A 14,161-nucleotide genomic window follows, 5' to 3' on the forward strand; every position below is an offset into this window, starting at 1 on the left:
AACACCATGGCAAAGGGATTGGGCGACAAACTGGTGCTGGCGATTTCCTCGCGAGCGCTGTTCGACCTGAGCGAGAGCCACAAGGTCTACCTGGCCCAAGGCGTCGAGGCGTACCGCAAGTACCAGATCGACCACGAGGAAGAAACCCTCGAGCCCGGTGACGCCTTCCCGCTGGTGAAGAAACTCCTGAGCCTCAACGCCAGCCTCGGCCGCGCCCGGGTCGAGGTGGTGCTGGTGTCGCGCAACAGTGCCGACACCGGCTTGCGTGTATTCAATTCGATCCAGCATTACGGGCTCGACATCTCCCGCGCGGCGTTTGTCGGCGGGCGCAGCCCTTATCCTTATCTGGCGGCGTTTGGCTGCCACCTGTTTCTGTCCACCCATGCCGAGGATGTGCGCAGCGCCCTGGATGCCGGGTTTGCCGCAGCGACGATTCTGTCGGGCGGCGCAGGTCGGGCCTCCAGTGCTGAATTGCGGATCGCCTTCGATGGCGACGCGGTGCTGTTTTCCGACGAGTCCGAGCGCGTTTATCAGTCGGGCGGCCTTGAAGCCTTCCAGGCCAGCGAGCGCGAATCCGCCCGCGAGCCGTTGCGCGGCGGCCCATTCAAGGGCTTCCTGGCGGCACTCAACCTGTTGCAGCGCGAGTTCCCCGACGAGTCCTGTCCCATCCGCACTGCGCTGGTGACTGCCCGTTCGGCGCCTTCCCACGAGCGGGTGATTCGCACGCTGCGCGAGTGGGATATCCGTCTCGACGAGTCGCTGTTTCTTGGTGGCCTGGAGAAGTCGGCGTTCCTCGAAGCCTTCGCCGCCGATGTGTTTTTCGATGACCAGGAAGGGCATTGCGAGAAGGCCCGGGAGTTCGTGGCCACCGGTCACGTCCCCCATGGCATCAGTAACGAGTTGAAAATTCAGACCGAGGGCTGAGCACTGCCAAAGGCGCTGCTAAGCTGAATCAATCCCCGCCATCCTGGCTGCCCAGGAGGTTCTATGATTCGTTCGATGCTGTACGCCACTGACCTCGGTCTGTATGCCCCCTATGTGATGCAACATGCCCTGGCGCTGGCGCGAACGTTCAAGGCTGATCTGTATGTGATTCACGTGGTCGAGCCCATCGGGCTGTTCGCCGAATCGGTGTTGCAGAGCTACCTTGATGAGAAGGCCTTGAGTGAATGGCAAAGCCAGGGCCTGACGACGGTGATGGCGACCATCGAACAACGGGTGCTCGACAGTTTTCGCGAGGAGCTGGGGGACGGGGAGCAGGACCTCAAGTTGATCCGTTCGGTGCGGGTGATCCAGGGTGATCCTTGTGAAGTGATTCTCGACCAGTCGCAGAAACTCTCTGTGGATTTGTTGATCGTAGGTAGTCACAGCCAGGCGGTCGGGGTGGCAACACCTCTGGGGAGAACCGCCGCACGGGTGCTGCAGCTGTCCCAGGTGCCGGTGTACCTGGTGCCGCTGTTGCAGCGTCGACGCAGTGACGACGTGTGATTGGTAGAAAACGATAAAAAGTTCTAGATTTATCCGTCTAACCTTTAATATAGTTATATACCGTCGCTGATACCCGTGGCGTCTATCCGCTTTGAGGGACACATATGAAGCTTCAACAACTGCGCTACATCTGGGAAGTGGCGCACCACGACCTCAACGTTTCCGCTACTGCTCAAAGCCTTTACACCTCGCAACCCGGTATCAGCAAGCAGATCCGCCTGCTCGAAGATGAGTTGGGCGTTGAAGTGTTCGCACGCAGCGGCAAGCACCTGACCCGTGTCACCCCGGCCGGTGAGCGCATCATCACCACCGCCGGCGAGATCCTGCGCAAGGTCGAAAGCATCAAGCAGATCGCCCAGGAATTCTCCAACGAGAAAAAGGGCACCCTGTCGATCGCCACCACCCACACCCAGGCGCGTTATGCGCTGCCGCCGGTGATCAGCAGCTTTATCAAGCAGTACCCGGACGTGGCCTTGCACATGCACCAGGGCTCGCCGATGCAGATCGCCGAGATGGCCGCCGACGGCACCGTCGATTTCGCGATTGCCACCGAAGCGCTGGAATTGTTCGGCGACCTGGTGATGATGCCGTGCTACCGCTGGAACCGTTGCGTCGTGGTCCCACAAGGCCACCCATTGGCCAAGCTGCCGAAGCTGACCCTGGAAGCCCTGGCTGAATACCCGATCGTGACTTACGTGTTCGGTTTCACCGGCCGTTCGAAACTCGACGAAGCCTTCAGCCATCGCGGCCTGACGCCGAAAGTGGTGTTCACCGCGGCTGACGCCGACGTCATCAAGACTTATGTGCGCCTGGGCCTGGGTGTCGGTATCGTCGCCAAGATGGCGGTCGACACCAAGCTCGACAACGACCTGGTGGTGCTCGATGCCAGCGAGCTGTTCGAGTCCAGCGTGACCAAGATCGGCTTCCGTCGTGGCACCTTCCTGCGTGGTTTCATGTGCGACTTCATTGAAAAATTCGCGCCGCACCTGACGCGCGAAGTGATGGCCAAGGCCATCCAGTGCCACAACAAGCAGGAACTGGAAGAGCTGTTCGACGGCGTTGAACTACCGGTTCACTGATCGGCTTACTTCACCTCGGTAACAGCAAACTGTTGCCGAGCGCCCCCCACCAGAATCTCCACCTCATCCCCTTCGAACTTGCCCAACAGGCTTTTGCCCAGAGGCGAGCGTGGGGTGATGACGGTCACCGGTTGCCCCACCACATCGACCTTCAAGCCTGCGCCGTCCGGCGCCAGGAATAGCCACTGCTGGCGATCGTTTTCATCTGCCAACCCCAGTAATGCGCCCACTTCGATGCCGCGCTGGTCATCGTAGGCCCGCAGTTGCATGTTCTGGCAGAGCGTCAGCGCCTGCCGGATCTCCTCGACGCGTCGGGCCTGGCCGGCTGCCAGGTAAGAAGCCTCCAGGCCCAGGGTGTCGTACTTGTTCTCGGCGATGTTTTCTTCGTGGGTCGCGGTTTCGTACGCGGTTTGCGCAGCGCGCTGGGCGATATCGAGATCGACCGCGAGTTTGTCCAAAACCAACTGGTGAATGGCGTGTTTATTCATGGGCGGCTTTCGTGATCAATCGCAAAATTGCAGGACGTTGGCCCGGCTCTTGTCGTTGGGGGCGTTCTGGTCCTGTTGCAGCCAGAACTGGCATTTGGGGTTGGACAGGTTACGCGGGTTGTTGCGGGCCTGGTCCAGGGTTTGCTGTTGCTCCTGCTTGCGCAGGTTCTCCTGGTACTGCTCGAACATCCGGTTCGGCGGCTCCGGTGCAACCACCTCTGGCTTGCCCAGTTGCTGCACCACTCGGGCCACCGGCGCCACGGTTTGCTCGGGCAGGTAGCGGGAAGCCAGCCACACGCTCAGCACAATGGCGATAAACCCCAGCCACAGGCCGAAGGCCACGGCGATACTGAGTTTGAACAGCGAGAACGAACGATCAGACATGGTGGCCTCCTGGCAGGCACGTGCGGCATGGCGCCGATTGTCCCACAGCCGCGCGCAGAATAATCGCGATCAACCCTTCTGTATCGAGGCATTTATACGGACAATCGAGCCTTTGAGCGTTGGAGCCCGGAATGAAAGCCCGCTGGGATATTTTTTGCAGCGTCGTCGATAACTACGGCGACATCGGCGTGACCTGGCGCCTGGCCCGGCAATTGGTGGCGGAACAAGGGTGTGCGGTGCGCTTGTGGGTCGATGACCTGCGGGCGTTCGAACGCATGTGCCCCGAGATTGATGTGCAGGTGCACCAGCAATGGCAAGAGGGCGTCGACGTGCGCTACTGGCCCTCCGACTGGCCGGCGACCGACGCGGCAGACGTGGTGATCGCTGCGTTCGCCTGTCAATTGCCGCCTGACTACATGGAGGCGATGGCCGCACGCGACCGCACGCCGCTGTGGATGAACCTGGATTACCTGAGCGCCGAAGACTGGGTGGTCGGCTGCCACGGTTTGCCCTCGGTGAAATTCAAGGGCGTGCAAAAGTACTTCTTCTTTCCCGGATTCCGTCCCGGCACCGGCGGCTTATTGCGTGAGGCGGGGCTGCTGGAACAGCGCGATGCCTTCCAGCAAGACGCCGCCGCCCGGCAGCAGTTTCTGCAGGCGCTTGGGGTTTTCCCGGTGGACGGTGCGCGGATGATGTCGTTGTTCGCCTATGAAAACGCCGGGCTGGCCAGTTGGCTCGACGTGCTGGCGGCCGATGGGCGCGCCACTCATCTGCTGGTGCCGGAAGGGCGGATCCTCGGAGATGTGCAGGGCTGGCTGGGGGTCGAGTCATTGGAAGTAGGTGATGTGCACCGGCGCGACGGGTTGACCGTGCAAGTGCTGCCGTTTGTGCGCCAGGAGCAATACGACCGGCTGTTGTGGTGCTGCGACTTCAACGCCGTGCGCGGCGAAGACTCGTTCGTGCGGGCGCAATGGGCCGGGCGGCCACTGTTGTGGCATATCTATCGCCAGGACGAAGACATTCACCTGGACAAGCTCGATGCGTTCCTTGAGTTGTATACCGAAGGGCTGTCTCCGGCTGCGAAAGTCGCGTTGGTCGGCCTTTGGCAGGCCTGGAACGCTGATGGCGATATGGCACTTTGCTGGAAAATGCTGCTGGAACACTGGCCGGAAGTGACCGCGAACGCCGAGAAATGGGCTCTGGAACAAGCCTCGCGGACCGATCTTGCGACGGCGCTGGTACAGTTTTATGTAAATTGGATATGATACGCGACCTTGATTTTTGTAAATCCCATCCAAATTTCGGATATTCGCAATGAAAACTGGTAAAGAACTGAAACCCGGTACAGTGATCCGTCTCGAAAACGACCCTTGGCTGGTTCAGAAAGCTGAGTTCACCAAGTCTGGTCGTAACAGCGCAATCATGAAGACCAAGCTGAAGAACCTGCTGACCGGTTACAAGACCGAGATCGTCTACAGCGCCGATGACAAACTGGACGACGTGATCCTCGACCGCAAAGAAGCGACCCTGTCCTTCATCAGCGGCGACACCTACACGTTCATGGACACCACCGACTACACCATGTACGAGCTGAACGCTGAAGACATCGAAGCCGTTCTGCCGTTCGTGGAAGAAGGCATGGAAGACGTCTGCGAAGCTATCTTCTTCGAAGACCGTCTGGTTTCCGTAGAGCTGCCGACCACTATCGTGCGTAAGGTTGCCTACACCGAAGGTTCCGCTCGCGGCGACACCTCGGGCAAGGTGATGAAGCCTGCCAAGCTGGCTAACGGTACCGAACTGCAAGTAGCCGATTTCATCGAAATCGACGACCTGATCGAGATCGACACCCGTGAAGGTGGTTCGTACAAAGGTCGCGCCAAGAAGTAATTCTTGCGCCACCGGTACGATAAAAAAAGCCCGACCATGCGTCGGGCTTTTTTGTGGGTGCCGGTTTTTACTTCAGGTGTTGCTTCAGCTCCTCGGACGCCTGCAGCAGCGCCGAACGAACCTCCGGTACCTGGCTGACGACATTCAGCAAACCGTAGTCATGGATCATGCCGTTGTAGCGCACGGCGGTCACCGGTACACCGGCTTCATCCAGCTTGCGGGCATAGGCTTCGCCTTCGTCACGCAGCACGTCCGAGCCTGCGGTCTGAATCAACGCAGGTGGCAAACCCTTGAGCTGCGCGGTGCTTGCCCGCAGGGGCGACGCATAGATCTCGGCGCGCTGGTTGGTGTCGGTGGTGTAGTTGTCCCAGAACCACTTCATCATGTTGCGGGTCAGGAAGTGGCCTTCGGCAAACTGGTTGTAGGACCCGGTGTCGAAGTTGGCGTCGGTCACCGGCCACAACAGCAGTTGGAACTTGATTGACGGAGTGCCCTTGTCCTTGGCCATCAGGCTGACCACCGCTGCCATGTTGCCGCCGACGCTGTTGCCGGCGACGGCCAGGCGTTTGCCATCGACGTTGATCTCGCTGCCGTGTTCGGCCACCCACTTGGTTGCCCCGTACGCCTGGTTGATCGCCACCGGGTAGTGCGCTTCAGGTGATGGCGTGTAGTTGACGAACACCGCCGCCGCTCCCGACCCCACCACCAGGTCACGCACCAGACGCTCGTGGGTCGGGAAATCCCCGAGTACCCAGCCACCGCCGTGGAAGAACATGAACACCGGCAATGTGCCCTTGACCCCGGCCGGACGCACGATGGTCAGGCTCAGCGGCTGGCCATCGACCTGAATGGTCTTCTGGCTCACGTCGGCCTTGGGCAGCGTCAGTTTCACGCCTGACTGTGCACCTGTCAGCACCGCACGGGCTTCCTTGGGCGTCAGTTGCTCCATCGGTTTGCCGGTGCCGGCGTTCATTACATCGAGAAACGCCTGGGTGTTGTGTTCCACGTCACCGCTGGCCGCAAAGGCATTGGTGATCGAGAAGGCGAGCAGGGTGCCGGTGAGTACTTTGCCAAATGTGTTCATGTTCTTCTCCAAAAAACCGCGTGGGTCAGACGGTTACGTGCAGCCGTACATCGACGTTGCCACGGGTGGCGTTGGAGTAAGGGCAGACCTGGTGCGCAGCGTCGACCAGGCTTTGCGCGTCGTCCTGGGCCAGGCCGGGCAAGCTGACGTGCAGGTCGATGTCCAGGCCGAAACCGCCGGGGATTTGACCGATGCCGACGTGGGCAGTGATCGAAGCGTCATCCGGGATTTTGCGTTTGGTCTGGCTGGCGACGAATTTCAGGGCACCGATGAAGCAGGCGGAGTAACCGGCGGCGAACAGTTGTTCCGGGTTGGTGGCCTGGCCACCCGCGCCGCCCAGTTCTTTTGGCGTGGAGAGTTTTACATCGAGGATGTTGTCGCTGGAAACAGCACGACCATCACGGCCGCCGGTGGCGGTGGCTACTGCGGTGTAGAGAGCTTGCATGGTGATTTCCTCGTCAGTATATGCGCTAAATGTTTGCGCGCTAAGTAAGTGGCGAGGTGAATGTATCGCGCTAATAGTTAGTGCGCAAGATATATTTGGAAAATATTTTGCGTGCTTTGATAGCCAGGCATTGCACAAACAAATGTGGGAGCGGGCTTGCTCGCGAATGCGGTGTGACAGTCACTAGATGCATTGACTGATCCACCGCATTCGCGAGCAAGCCCGCTCCCACATTTTTTGATGCGTGGTGCCTTTAGAGGGAGACTTGCAGGTTTTTTCGCAGTGCCAGTAAATCGCCCTGCAGCTTGCGCAACTGCTCGATGTCCAGCCCGCTGGCGCCCAGGATGCACTGTGGAATATCCATGGCTTTGTCCCGCAGGGCGCGCCCGGCCTCGGTCAATTCAACCACCACCACGCGCTCGTCTTCGCGGCTGCGGGTGCGGCTGAGCAGGCCTTCGGCTTCCAGGCGCTTGAGCAGCGGCGTCAGGGAGCCGGGATCCGTCAGCAGGCGATTGCTGATTTCGCCTACGGTCAAGCCATCCTCTTCCCACAGCACCATCATGGCCAGGTACTGCGGATAGGTCAGGCCGAGGGCTTGCAGCAGCGGTTTGTAGACCTTGGTCATCAACAACGAGGTGGAATGCAGGGCAAAACACAGCTGGTTGTCGAGCAACAAGGATTCGCAGGTATCGAGGGGCTTGGTCATGGCAGTGCCTTAAAACGTGTCTGGTTTCGAATCTAGCGGGCAAATCTTTAACGCGCCAGACAATTCTGTCCGGCCGGTCAACCCAGGCCGCTTTGCAGTGCCAGGTCCCAGGGCGGCACAGGGCTGAAGCGCGCCTTGAGGTATTCCAGCAACAAGCGGCTGCGGGCGTTGGCGTGTTGCTCCAGGCGTAGCGCATAGATGCCTGCGGTTTCAGGCGTCGGCAGGCCGTTCTCGCAGAACAGCGGGACCAGTTCACCGCGCACCAGGTATTCACTGGCGAGCCAGGTGGGCAGGTGCGCAACACCCAGTCCGGCCAGCGCGCCTGAAAGCAGGGCTTCGGCGTTATTGGCGCTCATGCGAATGCGCTGCGGGCGGTAGGTGGATTTGCGCCCATCGAGCTCAAAACGCCAGGCGAACATCGGTGCCAGGCCTTCCCAATCCAGGCCGTCATGCTCGCTTAACTGGCTGGGATGGGTCGGCGTGCCACGGCTTTTCAGGTAGGCCGGGCTTGCGCAAGCGATGCGCACAATGCTGGCCAGTGGCGTGGCAATCAGCCGGGTGTCGACGATATGCCCGGCCCGCAGCACCAGGTCGACCTTGCCCAGATGCTCGCCCTGCATGTCGACAAAGCTGTCGATCAAGTGCAGGTGCACGTCCAGGCCCGGATAGACATTGAGAAAGTCAGCGATGGCAGGCGCCAAATGCCGCCTGCCGAAAGCCGCCGGTGCGTCCACGCGGATCAAGCCTTCAGGCGCATGACTCAGCGACACCGCTTCGGCCCGCGCCAGTTGCAGCTCGCTGACAATCCGCCGGGCGCGCTCGGCAAACGCCAGGCCGGCGGGCGTCGGCACCACCGCATGGGTGCTGCGTTGAAACAGCCGGCTACCCACCGAGCTTTCCAGGCTGTCGATGCGCCGCGCCACGGCCGAGGGCGTGAGCGGGTGACGGCGCGCGGCTGCAGAAAAGCTGCCGGCTTCCAGTACGTCGAGAAACAGGCTCAGTTGATCGGTCAATGTATTGGGGTTCATCAGCGTCTGCTTGTGCGAGATTGGCACAGCCATTGTGCGTTGCTGTGCGTTTCCGCACCAGAGCGGACTGCGTAGCATGCAAGGCCTGGGAACAGTAGGAGCAAGCGGGTGGCAGATTTAGCGTTGTATTTAATGCTGGGCGTAGCGTTGGGCACGGTCGGTGGCTTGTTCGGCATCGGCGGCGGGCTGATTGCCATTCCCGTGCTGGGGGTATTTTTCGGCCTCGACCAGCAGATCGCCCAAGGCACGGCCCTGGTGATGGTGGTGCCGAATGTGATGCTGGCGTTGTGGCGTTATCACCAGCGCAACCGGATTGAATTGCGTCATGCACTGCCGTTGGGCGTGATGGGTTTTTCCTTCGCCTGGCTGGGCTCGATCTGGGCGGTGGGGATCGATGCTGACGTGATGCGGGTGGGTTTTATCGCGTTTCTGCTGGTATTGGCGTCCTACAACCTGCTGCGAATGTTTACCCACAATGCACCGCCGTCAGCGCAGATGCGTTATTCCTGGCCGTGGCTTGGGGTGTTGGGCGCGGCGTCAGGCTCCATGGGTGGCTTGTTCGGGGTGGGCGGTGCAGTGGTTGCCACGCCGGTGCTGACCAGCATCTTCGGCACCAGCCAGGTGGTGGCCCAAGGGCTGTCGCTGGCCCTGGCTCTGCCGAGCACCAGCGTGACCCTGGTGACCTACGCCTGGCACCACGAAGTGGACTGGCTGATCGGCTTGCCTTTGGCCGTCGGCGGTTTGCTCAGTATCAGTTGGGGCGTGAAAGTCGCCCACGCCATGCCGGAGCGCATGTTACGCGGGCTGTTCTGCGGGTTCCTGGCGGTGTGTGCGGTGATGCTGACGTTTAAAGTTTGAAGCCTTCGAGGATGTATTCGGCGAGGCATTCGGTAATCGGCGAGGTGGTGCGCGGGTTGCGCAACAGCCGCAGGTTGACCGACGGCAGCGGCGGAAAACCGTCCGCTGTGCCCAATATGCGCAGGTCTTCGGTCACCAGGCTTTCCATATTGATCGTGACGGCCAGGCCGGCACCCACCACTGCGAGGATCGCGGCCCCGTTGGAGCTGTGATACGCCAGTCGGTACTCCTGCCCCTGGGCGTCCAGCGCGGCGCGTGCCCACTGCGTGCAAAAACTGTCGAGGCCGGAAATGGCCAGGGGCAGGGCGCTGTGCTCATCCATACAGAAGCAGGGCGCCGCCACCCACACCATGCGTTCATGGCGCAGCAGTTCGCCGATTTCATTTCCCGGTTCGCGGCTGATAACGGTCAGGTCGAGGTCCCGGCGCTGCATCAGCACCGGCGACGACTCACAGTGCATTTCAATCTGGATCAGCGGGTAAGCCTTGGAGAAGCGCTTGAGAATCCCCGGCAAGTAGCGCATCACGTAATCGTCGGGTGTGCCGATGCGCACCAACCCGACCATGTGCGGCTCGCGCAACGTGTTGAACACCTCGCTGTGCAGCTTCAGGATCCGGCGCGCGTAGCCCAGCAGCACCTGGCCTTCGGGCGTTAACCGCACCTGTCGGCCATCGCGCTCGAACAACTTGCGCTGCAACACATCTTCTTCCAGGCGTTTCATCTGCATGCTCACCGCCGACTGGGTGCGGTTGACCTGCTCGCCGGCGCGGGTAAAGCCCCCTTGATCAGCGATGGCGACGAAGGTGCGCAGCACCTCGGTGTCGATACTCGGGTAGCTGGACAATTGATCAATCTCCGAGATGTATTGCATAAGAAACATTCGTTGGATTGATCATAGCGCCAGGCACAGACTTCAGTCATCCCCACTGGAGGGCGAGATGATGAAAGGTCAAAGAGGCTTTGTACTGATGGCGAAGCGGCCGTTTTCCGGGCTGCTTCAACTGGGTTCCCGGTGGATGGCCGTGCACCGTGAGCGTCAGCTGTTGATGAGCATGAGCGATGAGGCGCTCAAGGACATCGGGCTCAACCGTGGCGATGTCGAGCAGGAAAGCCGCCGGCATTTTTGGGAAGACCCGCTGCGAAAATGACTCGGGATGCAGTAGGGTGGTTCGCGAGCACACAAGGAGATGCCCATGCCCGCAGAACTGTCCTTTTCCCTCAAGCAGGCGCGACGCCTGGCGCTGGCCGCCCAGGGTTTTTCCGGGCGCCAGCCGCCGGCGTTGATCAAGGCGGCGCAGGTCAATCGCCTGGTTGAGCGTTTGGGCGTGTTGCAGATTGATTCGGTAAATGCGGTGGTGCGTTCGCACTACCTGCCGCTGTTTTCCCGTCTGGGGCATTACTCTCCGTTGATTCTAGAACAGGCCGCCTGGAGTTCGGGGCGGCGCCGCTCGCTGTTCGAATATTGGGGCCATGAGGCGTCGTTGTTGCCAATGGCGCTGTACCCATTGATGCGCTGGCGCATGGAACGGGCGGCCCGGGGGCAGGGGATCTATCAGCAAATGGCGCGTTTTGGTCGCGAGCAGCAGGCCACCATCGCCCGGGTGCTGGGCATCGTCGAACAACAAGGCGCCCTGGGTGCGGGCAGTTTGTCGACCCGCGAGGAGCGCGCCGGCCCGTGGTGGGACTGGAGCGATGAAAAGCATGCGCTGGAATGGTTGTTCGCCGCCGGCCAGGTGACCGTCGCCGGGAGGCGGGGTTTTGAGCGTTTGTATGACCTGCCGGAGCGTGTGATCCCGGCCGACATTCTCCAGCAACCCCCCTTGGACGAGGCTGAGGCGCAACGCGGTTTGCTGCTGCACAGCGCCACGGCGCTGGGGGTGGGCACTGAAAAAGACCTGCGCGACTACTTCCGTCTGGACCCGGCCGACAGCCGTGGGCGCCTGGCGGAGCTGGTCGAGGATGGGCAATTGATCACCTGCGAGGTCCAGGGCTGGAAACAGCCGGCTTATTGCCTGCCCGAGCCGAAAGTCCCGCGCAAGGTGCCTGCCAGCGCACTGTTATCGCCTTTTGATTCGCTGATCTGGGAGCGCAGCCGTACCGAGCGGTTGTTCGATTTCCGCTATCGGCTGGAGATCTACACGCCCCAGGACAAGCGGGTATATGGCTACTACGTGCTGCCGTTCCTGCACAACGAGCGGATTGCCGCGCGCGTGGATCTGCGGGCGGAGCGGGCGGCCGGACGCCTGGCGGTGCATGCCGTTCACGAGGAAGAGCCGGGGCTGGACGAGGAGGGCATGCGCGCGCTGGCCCTGAATCTGCGGCAGATGGCCGACTGGCTCGGGCTTGAGCAGATACAGCTCAATTGCCAGCGGGCCAGTGCGGCACGGTTGCGGGTAGAGCTTTTAACGCTTGACCTGTTTTAGCGTCTCGGCGATCAGGAATGCCAATTCCAGCGACTGATCGGCATTCATCCGTGGGTCGCAGTGGGTGTGGTAGCGGTCCGACAACCCGTCTTCGGTAATCGGCCGTGCGCCACCGATGCACTCGGTGACGTTCTGCCCGGTCATCTCGATATGAATCCCGCCGGCGTAAGTGCCTTCGGCTTCATGCACCTGGAAGAACTCCTTCACCTCACTGAGAATCTGCGCGAAGTCCCGAGTCTTGTAGCCGCTGCTGGCCTTGATGGTGTTGCCGTGCATCGGGTCGGAACTCCACAGCACCTGCTTGCCCTCGCGCTGTACCGCGCGGATCAGGTTCGGCAGATGGTCGCCGACCTTGTTGGCACCCATGCGCGCAATCAGGTTCAGGCGGCCCGGGTCGTTGTCCGGGTTGAGGATGTCGATCAGGCGGATCAGGTCGTCAGGGTTCATGCTCGGGCCGACCTTGACCCCGATCGGGTTGTTCACCCCGCGCAGGAATTCGACGTGGGCACCGTCCAGTTGCCGGGTGCGATCACCGATCCAGAGCATGTGTGCCGAGCAGTCGTAATAGTCGTTGGTCAGGCTGTCGCGGCGCACGAAGGCTTGTTCGTAGTTGAGCAGCAGCGCTTCGTGGGCGGTGAAGAAACTGGTCTCGCGCAGTTGCGGCGAGCTGTCCATGCCACAGGCACGCATGAAGGCCAGGGTTTCATCGATGCGGTCGGCCAGTTGGCTGTACTTCTCGGCCAGGGCGGAGTTGGCGATGAAGTCCAGGTTCCACTTGTGCACCTGGTGCAGGTCGGCAAAACCGCCCTGGGCAAACGCCCGCAGCAGGTTCAGGGTGGCGGTGGACTGGTGGTAGGACTGCAGCAGGCGGTCCGGATCGGGCACGCGGCTTTTTTCGTCGAAGCCGATACCGTTGACGATATCGCCGCGGTAGGCGGGCAGGGTGATGCCGTCGATGGTTTCATCGTTGGAAGAGCGCGGCTTGGCGAACTGGCCCGCCATACGCCCGACCTTGACCACCGGGCAGCCGGCAGCGAAGGTCATCACAATCGCCATCTGCAGCAGCACCTTGAAGGTGTCGCGGATTTTTGCCGCCGAGAACTCGGCAAAACTCTCGGCGCAATCGCCGCCTTGCAACAGGAAGGCGCGACCCTGGGTCACCTCGGCAAACTGACGGCGCAACTCACGGGCTTCACCGGCAAACACCAGCGGCGGATAGCTCGCCAGGGTTTGCTCGACCTTCGACAAATGCGCGGCGTCAGGGTACTGGGGTTGTTGCTGGATCGGCAGGGCGCGCCAGCTGTCGGGGCTCCAGGGTTGGCTCATCATGAACTCGAGTGATTTGCGGTCGGGCCGTCATGTTATCAGCAATTAGTACGTGACCTGCTGCCGCCGGTTCGCCCACAATCCCGGCTTTCCCGTTGGCACGCCGTTAGGAGTTGCAATGTCTGAGGAGCGCGTCGAGCGCCTGCTGGCCGAGGTCCATGATGACTTCGGCATGATCCGCGTGCTGGAAGTGGCCGATTACCGCTTTCTCGAGTTTGGCGATGCCATCGAGCAGAGTTGTGTGTTTACTGCTGACCCGAGCTGGTTGGAGTATGACTACACCCGCGCGATGCTGATTGGGGCGTTGTGCCATGAGCAGCCGGAGAGTGCGTTGTTTCTTGGGTTGGGGGCTGGGACGTTGACCCAGGCTTGCCTGAAGTTTCTGCCTTTGGATGATGTGGAAGCCATCGAACTGCGGCCTGATGTGCCGCGTCTGGCCATTGAGTACTTGGGGCTGGATGATGATCCTCGGCTGTATATCCGCGTTGGGGATGCGTTGGAATTGCTGCCTTCGGCTGAGTCGGCGGACCTGATTTTTGTCGACCTGTATACGGATGTTGGCCCTGGGGTTGGGCACCTGGCCTGGACGTTTCTGGAGAATTGCCAGAAGAAGCTGAACCCGGGGGGGTGGTTGGTGATTAATCAGTGGGCTACGGATGATGGGAAGCCGTTGGGAGCGGCGTTGTTGCGTGGGTTGTATCACCGGCATTATTGGGAGTTGCCGGTGAAGGAGGGGAATGTCATTTTGCTGGTGCCGGCGGATCTGGATCAGGTGCTTGATGTGGCGGCGTTGTCGGCGCGGGCTGAGGGGTTGGCGTCGCGGTTGGGGTATTCGTTGCAGTCGCTGATCAAGGCGATTCGGCCGGCTACGTAGGGTTTTGATTGTGTACATATCCGTTGCTGCGGTAACGGCCGCTTATGGTTCCGCTCTTACAGCGGGTCACTTTTGGCAAACGCCCCAAAAG

The 14,161-nt window shown here is 60.9% G+C and carries 17 protein-coding genes; 9 read left to right on the plus strand and 8 right to left on the minus strand.

What is annotated here, in order from left to right; all coding sequences use genetic code 11:
* Positions 1-6 precede the first annotated feature (6 nt).
* The 3 genes from A462_RS07490 (at position 7) to cysB (ending at position 2,567) form a co-directional block, all read left to right on the plus strand.
* Positions 7-924: a 5'-nucleotidase gene (locus A462_RS07490; protein WP_003218711.1), complete on the plus strand. Its 918-nt coding sequence runs from the start codon at positions 7-9 to the stop codon at positions 922-924.
* A gap of 63 nt (positions 925-987) precedes the next feature.
* A complete protein-coding gene (locus A462_RS07485) occupies positions 988-1,488 on the plus strand; it encodes a universal stress protein (RefSeq protein WP_003218709.1) in 501 nt (166 codons plus the stop codon).
* Positions 1,489-1,592: 104 nt separating this feature from the next.
* Positions 1,593-2,567, plus strand: a complete 975-nt coding sequence (gene cysB, locus A462_RS07480) for an HTH-type transcriptional regulator CysB (RefSeq protein WP_003218707.1) — start codon at positions 1,593-1,595, stop codon at positions 2,565-2,567.
* 5 nt (positions 2,568-2,572) lie between these two features.
* Here cysB and A462_RS07475 read toward each other — a convergent pair whose 3' ends face one another.
* Both A462_RS07475 and A462_RS07470 read right to left on the minus strand, forming a co-directional pair.
* A complete protein-coding gene (locus A462_RS07475) occupies positions 2,573-3,055 on the minus strand; it encodes a GreA/GreB family elongation factor (RefSeq protein WP_008437765.1) in 483 nt (160 codons plus the stop codon).
* 15 nt (positions 3,056-3,070) lie between these two features.
* The gene (locus A462_RS07470; RefSeq protein WP_003218702.1) at positions 3,071-3,439 is read right to left on the minus strand and encodes a hypothetical protein; all 369 of its coding nucleotides are present in this window, start codon (positions 3,437-3,439) and stop codon (positions 3,071-3,073) included.
* 131 nt (positions 3,440-3,570) lie between these two features.
* Between A462_RS07470 and earP the strand changes: the two genes are divergently transcribed.
* Positions 3,571-4,704, plus strand: a complete 1,134-nt coding sequence (gene earP / locus A462_RS07465; protein ID WP_008437768.1) for an elongation factor P maturation arginine rhamnosyltransferase EarP — start codon at positions 3,571-3,573, stop codon at positions 4,702-4,704.
* 49 nt (positions 4,705-4,753) lie between these two features.
* Complete coding sequence (locus A462_RS07460; RefSeq protein WP_003218698.1) at positions 4,754-5,326, plus strand: elongation factor P; 573 nt, start codon at positions 4,754-4,756, stop codon at positions 5,324-5,326.
* A gap of 67 nt (positions 5,327-5,393) precedes the next feature.
* Here the strand turns inward: A462_RS07460 and A462_RS07455 are convergent, their stop codons facing one another.
* From A462_RS07455 to A462_RS07440, 4 genes are all read right to left on the minus strand, one after another.
* Positions 5,394-6,410 carry an alpha/beta hydrolase gene (locus tag A462_RS07455; protein ID WP_008437770.1) on the minus strand — a complete coding sequence of 339 codons (1,017 nt, stop codon included), beginning with the start codon at positions 6,408-6,410 and terminating at the stop codon, positions 5,394-5,396.
* 25 nt (positions 6,411-6,435) lie between these two features.
* Positions 6,436-6,855 (minus strand): organic hydroperoxide resistance protein, encoded by a 420-nt coding sequence (locus tag A462_RS07450; protein WP_003218695.1) that lies wholly within the window; start codon positions 6,853-6,855, stop codon positions 6,436-6,438.
* 253 nt (positions 6,856-7,108) lie between these two features.
* Complete coding sequence (locus A462_RS07445; RefSeq protein ID WP_003218693.1) at positions 7,109-7,561, minus strand: MarR family winged helix-turn-helix transcriptional regulator; 453 nt, start codon at positions 7,559-7,561, stop codon at positions 7,109-7,111.
* A 77-nt stretch (positions 7,562-7,638) separates the two neighbouring features.
* Positions 7,639-8,589 (minus strand): LysR family transcriptional regulator, encoded by a 951-nt coding sequence (locus tag A462_RS07440; RefSeq protein ID WP_008437773.1) that lies wholly within the window; start codon positions 8,587-8,589, stop codon positions 7,639-7,641.
* A 108-nt stretch (positions 8,590-8,697) separates the two neighbouring features.
* On the opposite strand from A462_RS07440, the gene A462_RS07435 reads away from it, so the two are divergent.
* Positions 8,698-9,447: a sulfite exporter TauE/SafE family protein gene (locus A462_RS07435; RefSeq protein WP_032899680.1), complete on the plus strand. Its 750-nt coding sequence runs from the start codon at positions 8,698-8,700 to the stop codon at positions 9,445-9,447.
* On the opposite strand, the gene A462_RS07430 is transcribed toward A462_RS07435, so the two are convergent.
* Positions 9,437-10,318 carry a LysR family transcriptional regulator gene (locus A462_RS07430; protein WP_023659060.1) on the minus strand — a complete coding sequence of 294 codons (882 nt, stop codon included), beginning with the start codon at positions 10,316-10,318 and terminating at the stop codon, positions 9,437-9,439. The two genes, A462_RS07435 and A462_RS07430, sit on opposite strands and share 11 nt — an antisense overlap.
* A 70-nt stretch (positions 10,319-10,388) precedes the next feature.
* On the opposite strand from A462_RS07430, the gene A462_RS07425 reads away from it, so the two are divergent.
* Both A462_RS07425 and A462_RS07420 read left to right on the plus strand, forming a co-directional pair.
* Positions 10,389-10,595 (plus strand): DUF1127 domain-containing protein, encoded by a 207-nt coding sequence (locus tag A462_RS07425; protein WP_003218685.1) that lies wholly within the window; start codon positions 10,389-10,391, stop codon positions 10,593-10,595.
* A 45-nt stretch (positions 10,596-10,640) separates the two neighbouring features.
* Positions 10,641-11,870, plus strand: a complete 1,230-nt coding sequence (locus A462_RS07420) for a winged helix-turn-helix domain-containing protein (protein ID WP_008437776.1) — start codon at positions 10,641-10,643, stop codon at positions 11,868-11,870.
* On the opposite strand, the gene A462_RS07415 is transcribed toward A462_RS07420, so the two are convergent.
* Entirely contained in the window at positions 11,850-13,196 is a 1,347-nt protein-coding gene (locus tag A462_RS07415; RefSeq protein WP_008437777.1) for a class II 3-deoxy-7-phosphoheptulonate synthase, read from the minus strand. The two genes, A462_RS07420 and A462_RS07415, sit on opposite strands and share 21 nt — an antisense overlap.
* 118 nt (positions 13,197-13,314) lie before the next feature.
* Here A462_RS07415 and A462_RS07410 point away from each other — a divergent pair, with 118 nt between their 5' ends.
* Entirely contained in the window at positions 13,315-14,070 is a 756-nt protein-coding gene (locus A462_RS07410; RefSeq protein ID WP_008437778.1) for a spermidine synthase, read from the plus strand.
* The last annotated feature ends 91 nt before the right edge of the window (positions 14,071-14,161 follow it).

The sequence above is a fragment of the Pseudomonas sp. Ag1 genome (assembly GCF_000278565.1).
Classification (GTDB): Bacteria; Pseudomonadota; Gammaproteobacteria; order Pseudomonadales; family Pseudomonadaceae; genus Aquipseudomonas.

Bases quoted from the DNA above. Each gene is read 5' to 3' on its own strand.
- A462_RS07485 (WP_003218709.1), top strand. From the start codon at position 988: ATGATTCGTTCGATGCTGTACGCCACTGACCTCGGTCTGTATGCCCCC.
- A462_RS07450 (WP_003218695.1), bottom strand. From the start codon at position 6,855: ATGCAAGCTCTCTACACCGCAGTAGCCACCGCCACCGGCGGCCGTGAT.
- A462_RS07440 (WP_008437773.1), bottom strand. From the start codon at position 8,589: ATGAACCCCAATACATTGACCGATCAACTGAGCCTGTTTCTCGACGTA.
- cysB (WP_003218707.1), top strand. From the start codon at position 1,593: ATGAAGCTTCAACAACTGCGCTACATCTGGGAAGTGGCGCACCACGAC.
- A462_RS07410 (WP_008437778.1), top strand. From the start codon at position 13,315: ATGTCTGAGGAGCGCGTCGAGCGCCTGCTGGCCGAGGTCCATGATGAC.
- A462_RS07430 (WP_023659060.1), bottom strand. From the start codon at position 10,318: ATGCAATACATCTCGGAGATTGATCAATTGTCCAGCTACCCGAGTATC.
- A462_RS07425 (WP_003218685.1), top strand. From the start codon at position 10,389: ATGAAAGGTCAAAGAGGCTTTGTACTGATGGCGAAGCGGCCGTTTTCC.
- A462_RS07445 (WP_003218693.1), bottom strand. From the start codon at position 7,561: ATGACCAAGCCCCTCGATACCTGCGAATCCTTGTTGCTCGACAACCAG.
- A462_RS07415 (WP_008437777.1), bottom strand. From the start codon at position 13,196: ATGAGCCAACCCTGGAGCCCCGACAGCTGGCGCGCCCTGCCGATCCAG.
- A462_RS07455 (WP_008437770.1), bottom strand. From the start codon at position 6,410: ATGAACACATTTGGCAAAGTACTCACCGGCACCCTGCTCGCCTTCTCG.
- A462_RS07460 (WP_003218698.1), top strand. From the start codon at position 4,754: ATGAAAACTGGTAAAGAACTGAAACCCGGTACAGTGATCCGTCTCGAA.
- earP (WP_008437768.1), top strand. From the start codon at position 3,571: ATGAAAGCCCGCTGGGATATTTTTTGCAGCGTCGTCGATAACTACGGC.
- A462_RS07470 (WP_003218702.1), bottom strand. From the start codon at position 3,439: ATGTCTGATCGTTCGTTCTCGCTGTTCAAACTCAGTATCGCCGTGGCC.
- A462_RS07420 (WP_008437776.1), top strand. From the start codon at position 10,641: ATGCCCGCAGAACTGTCCTTTTCCCTCAAGCAGGCGCGACGCCTGGCG.
- A462_RS07490 (WP_003218711.1), top strand. From the start codon at position 7: ATGGCAAAGGGATTGGGCGACAAACTGGTGCTGGCGATTTCCTCGCGA.
- A462_RS07475 (WP_008437765.1), bottom strand. From the start codon at position 3,055: ATGAATAAACACGCCATTCACCAGTTGGTTTTGGACAAACTCGCGGTC.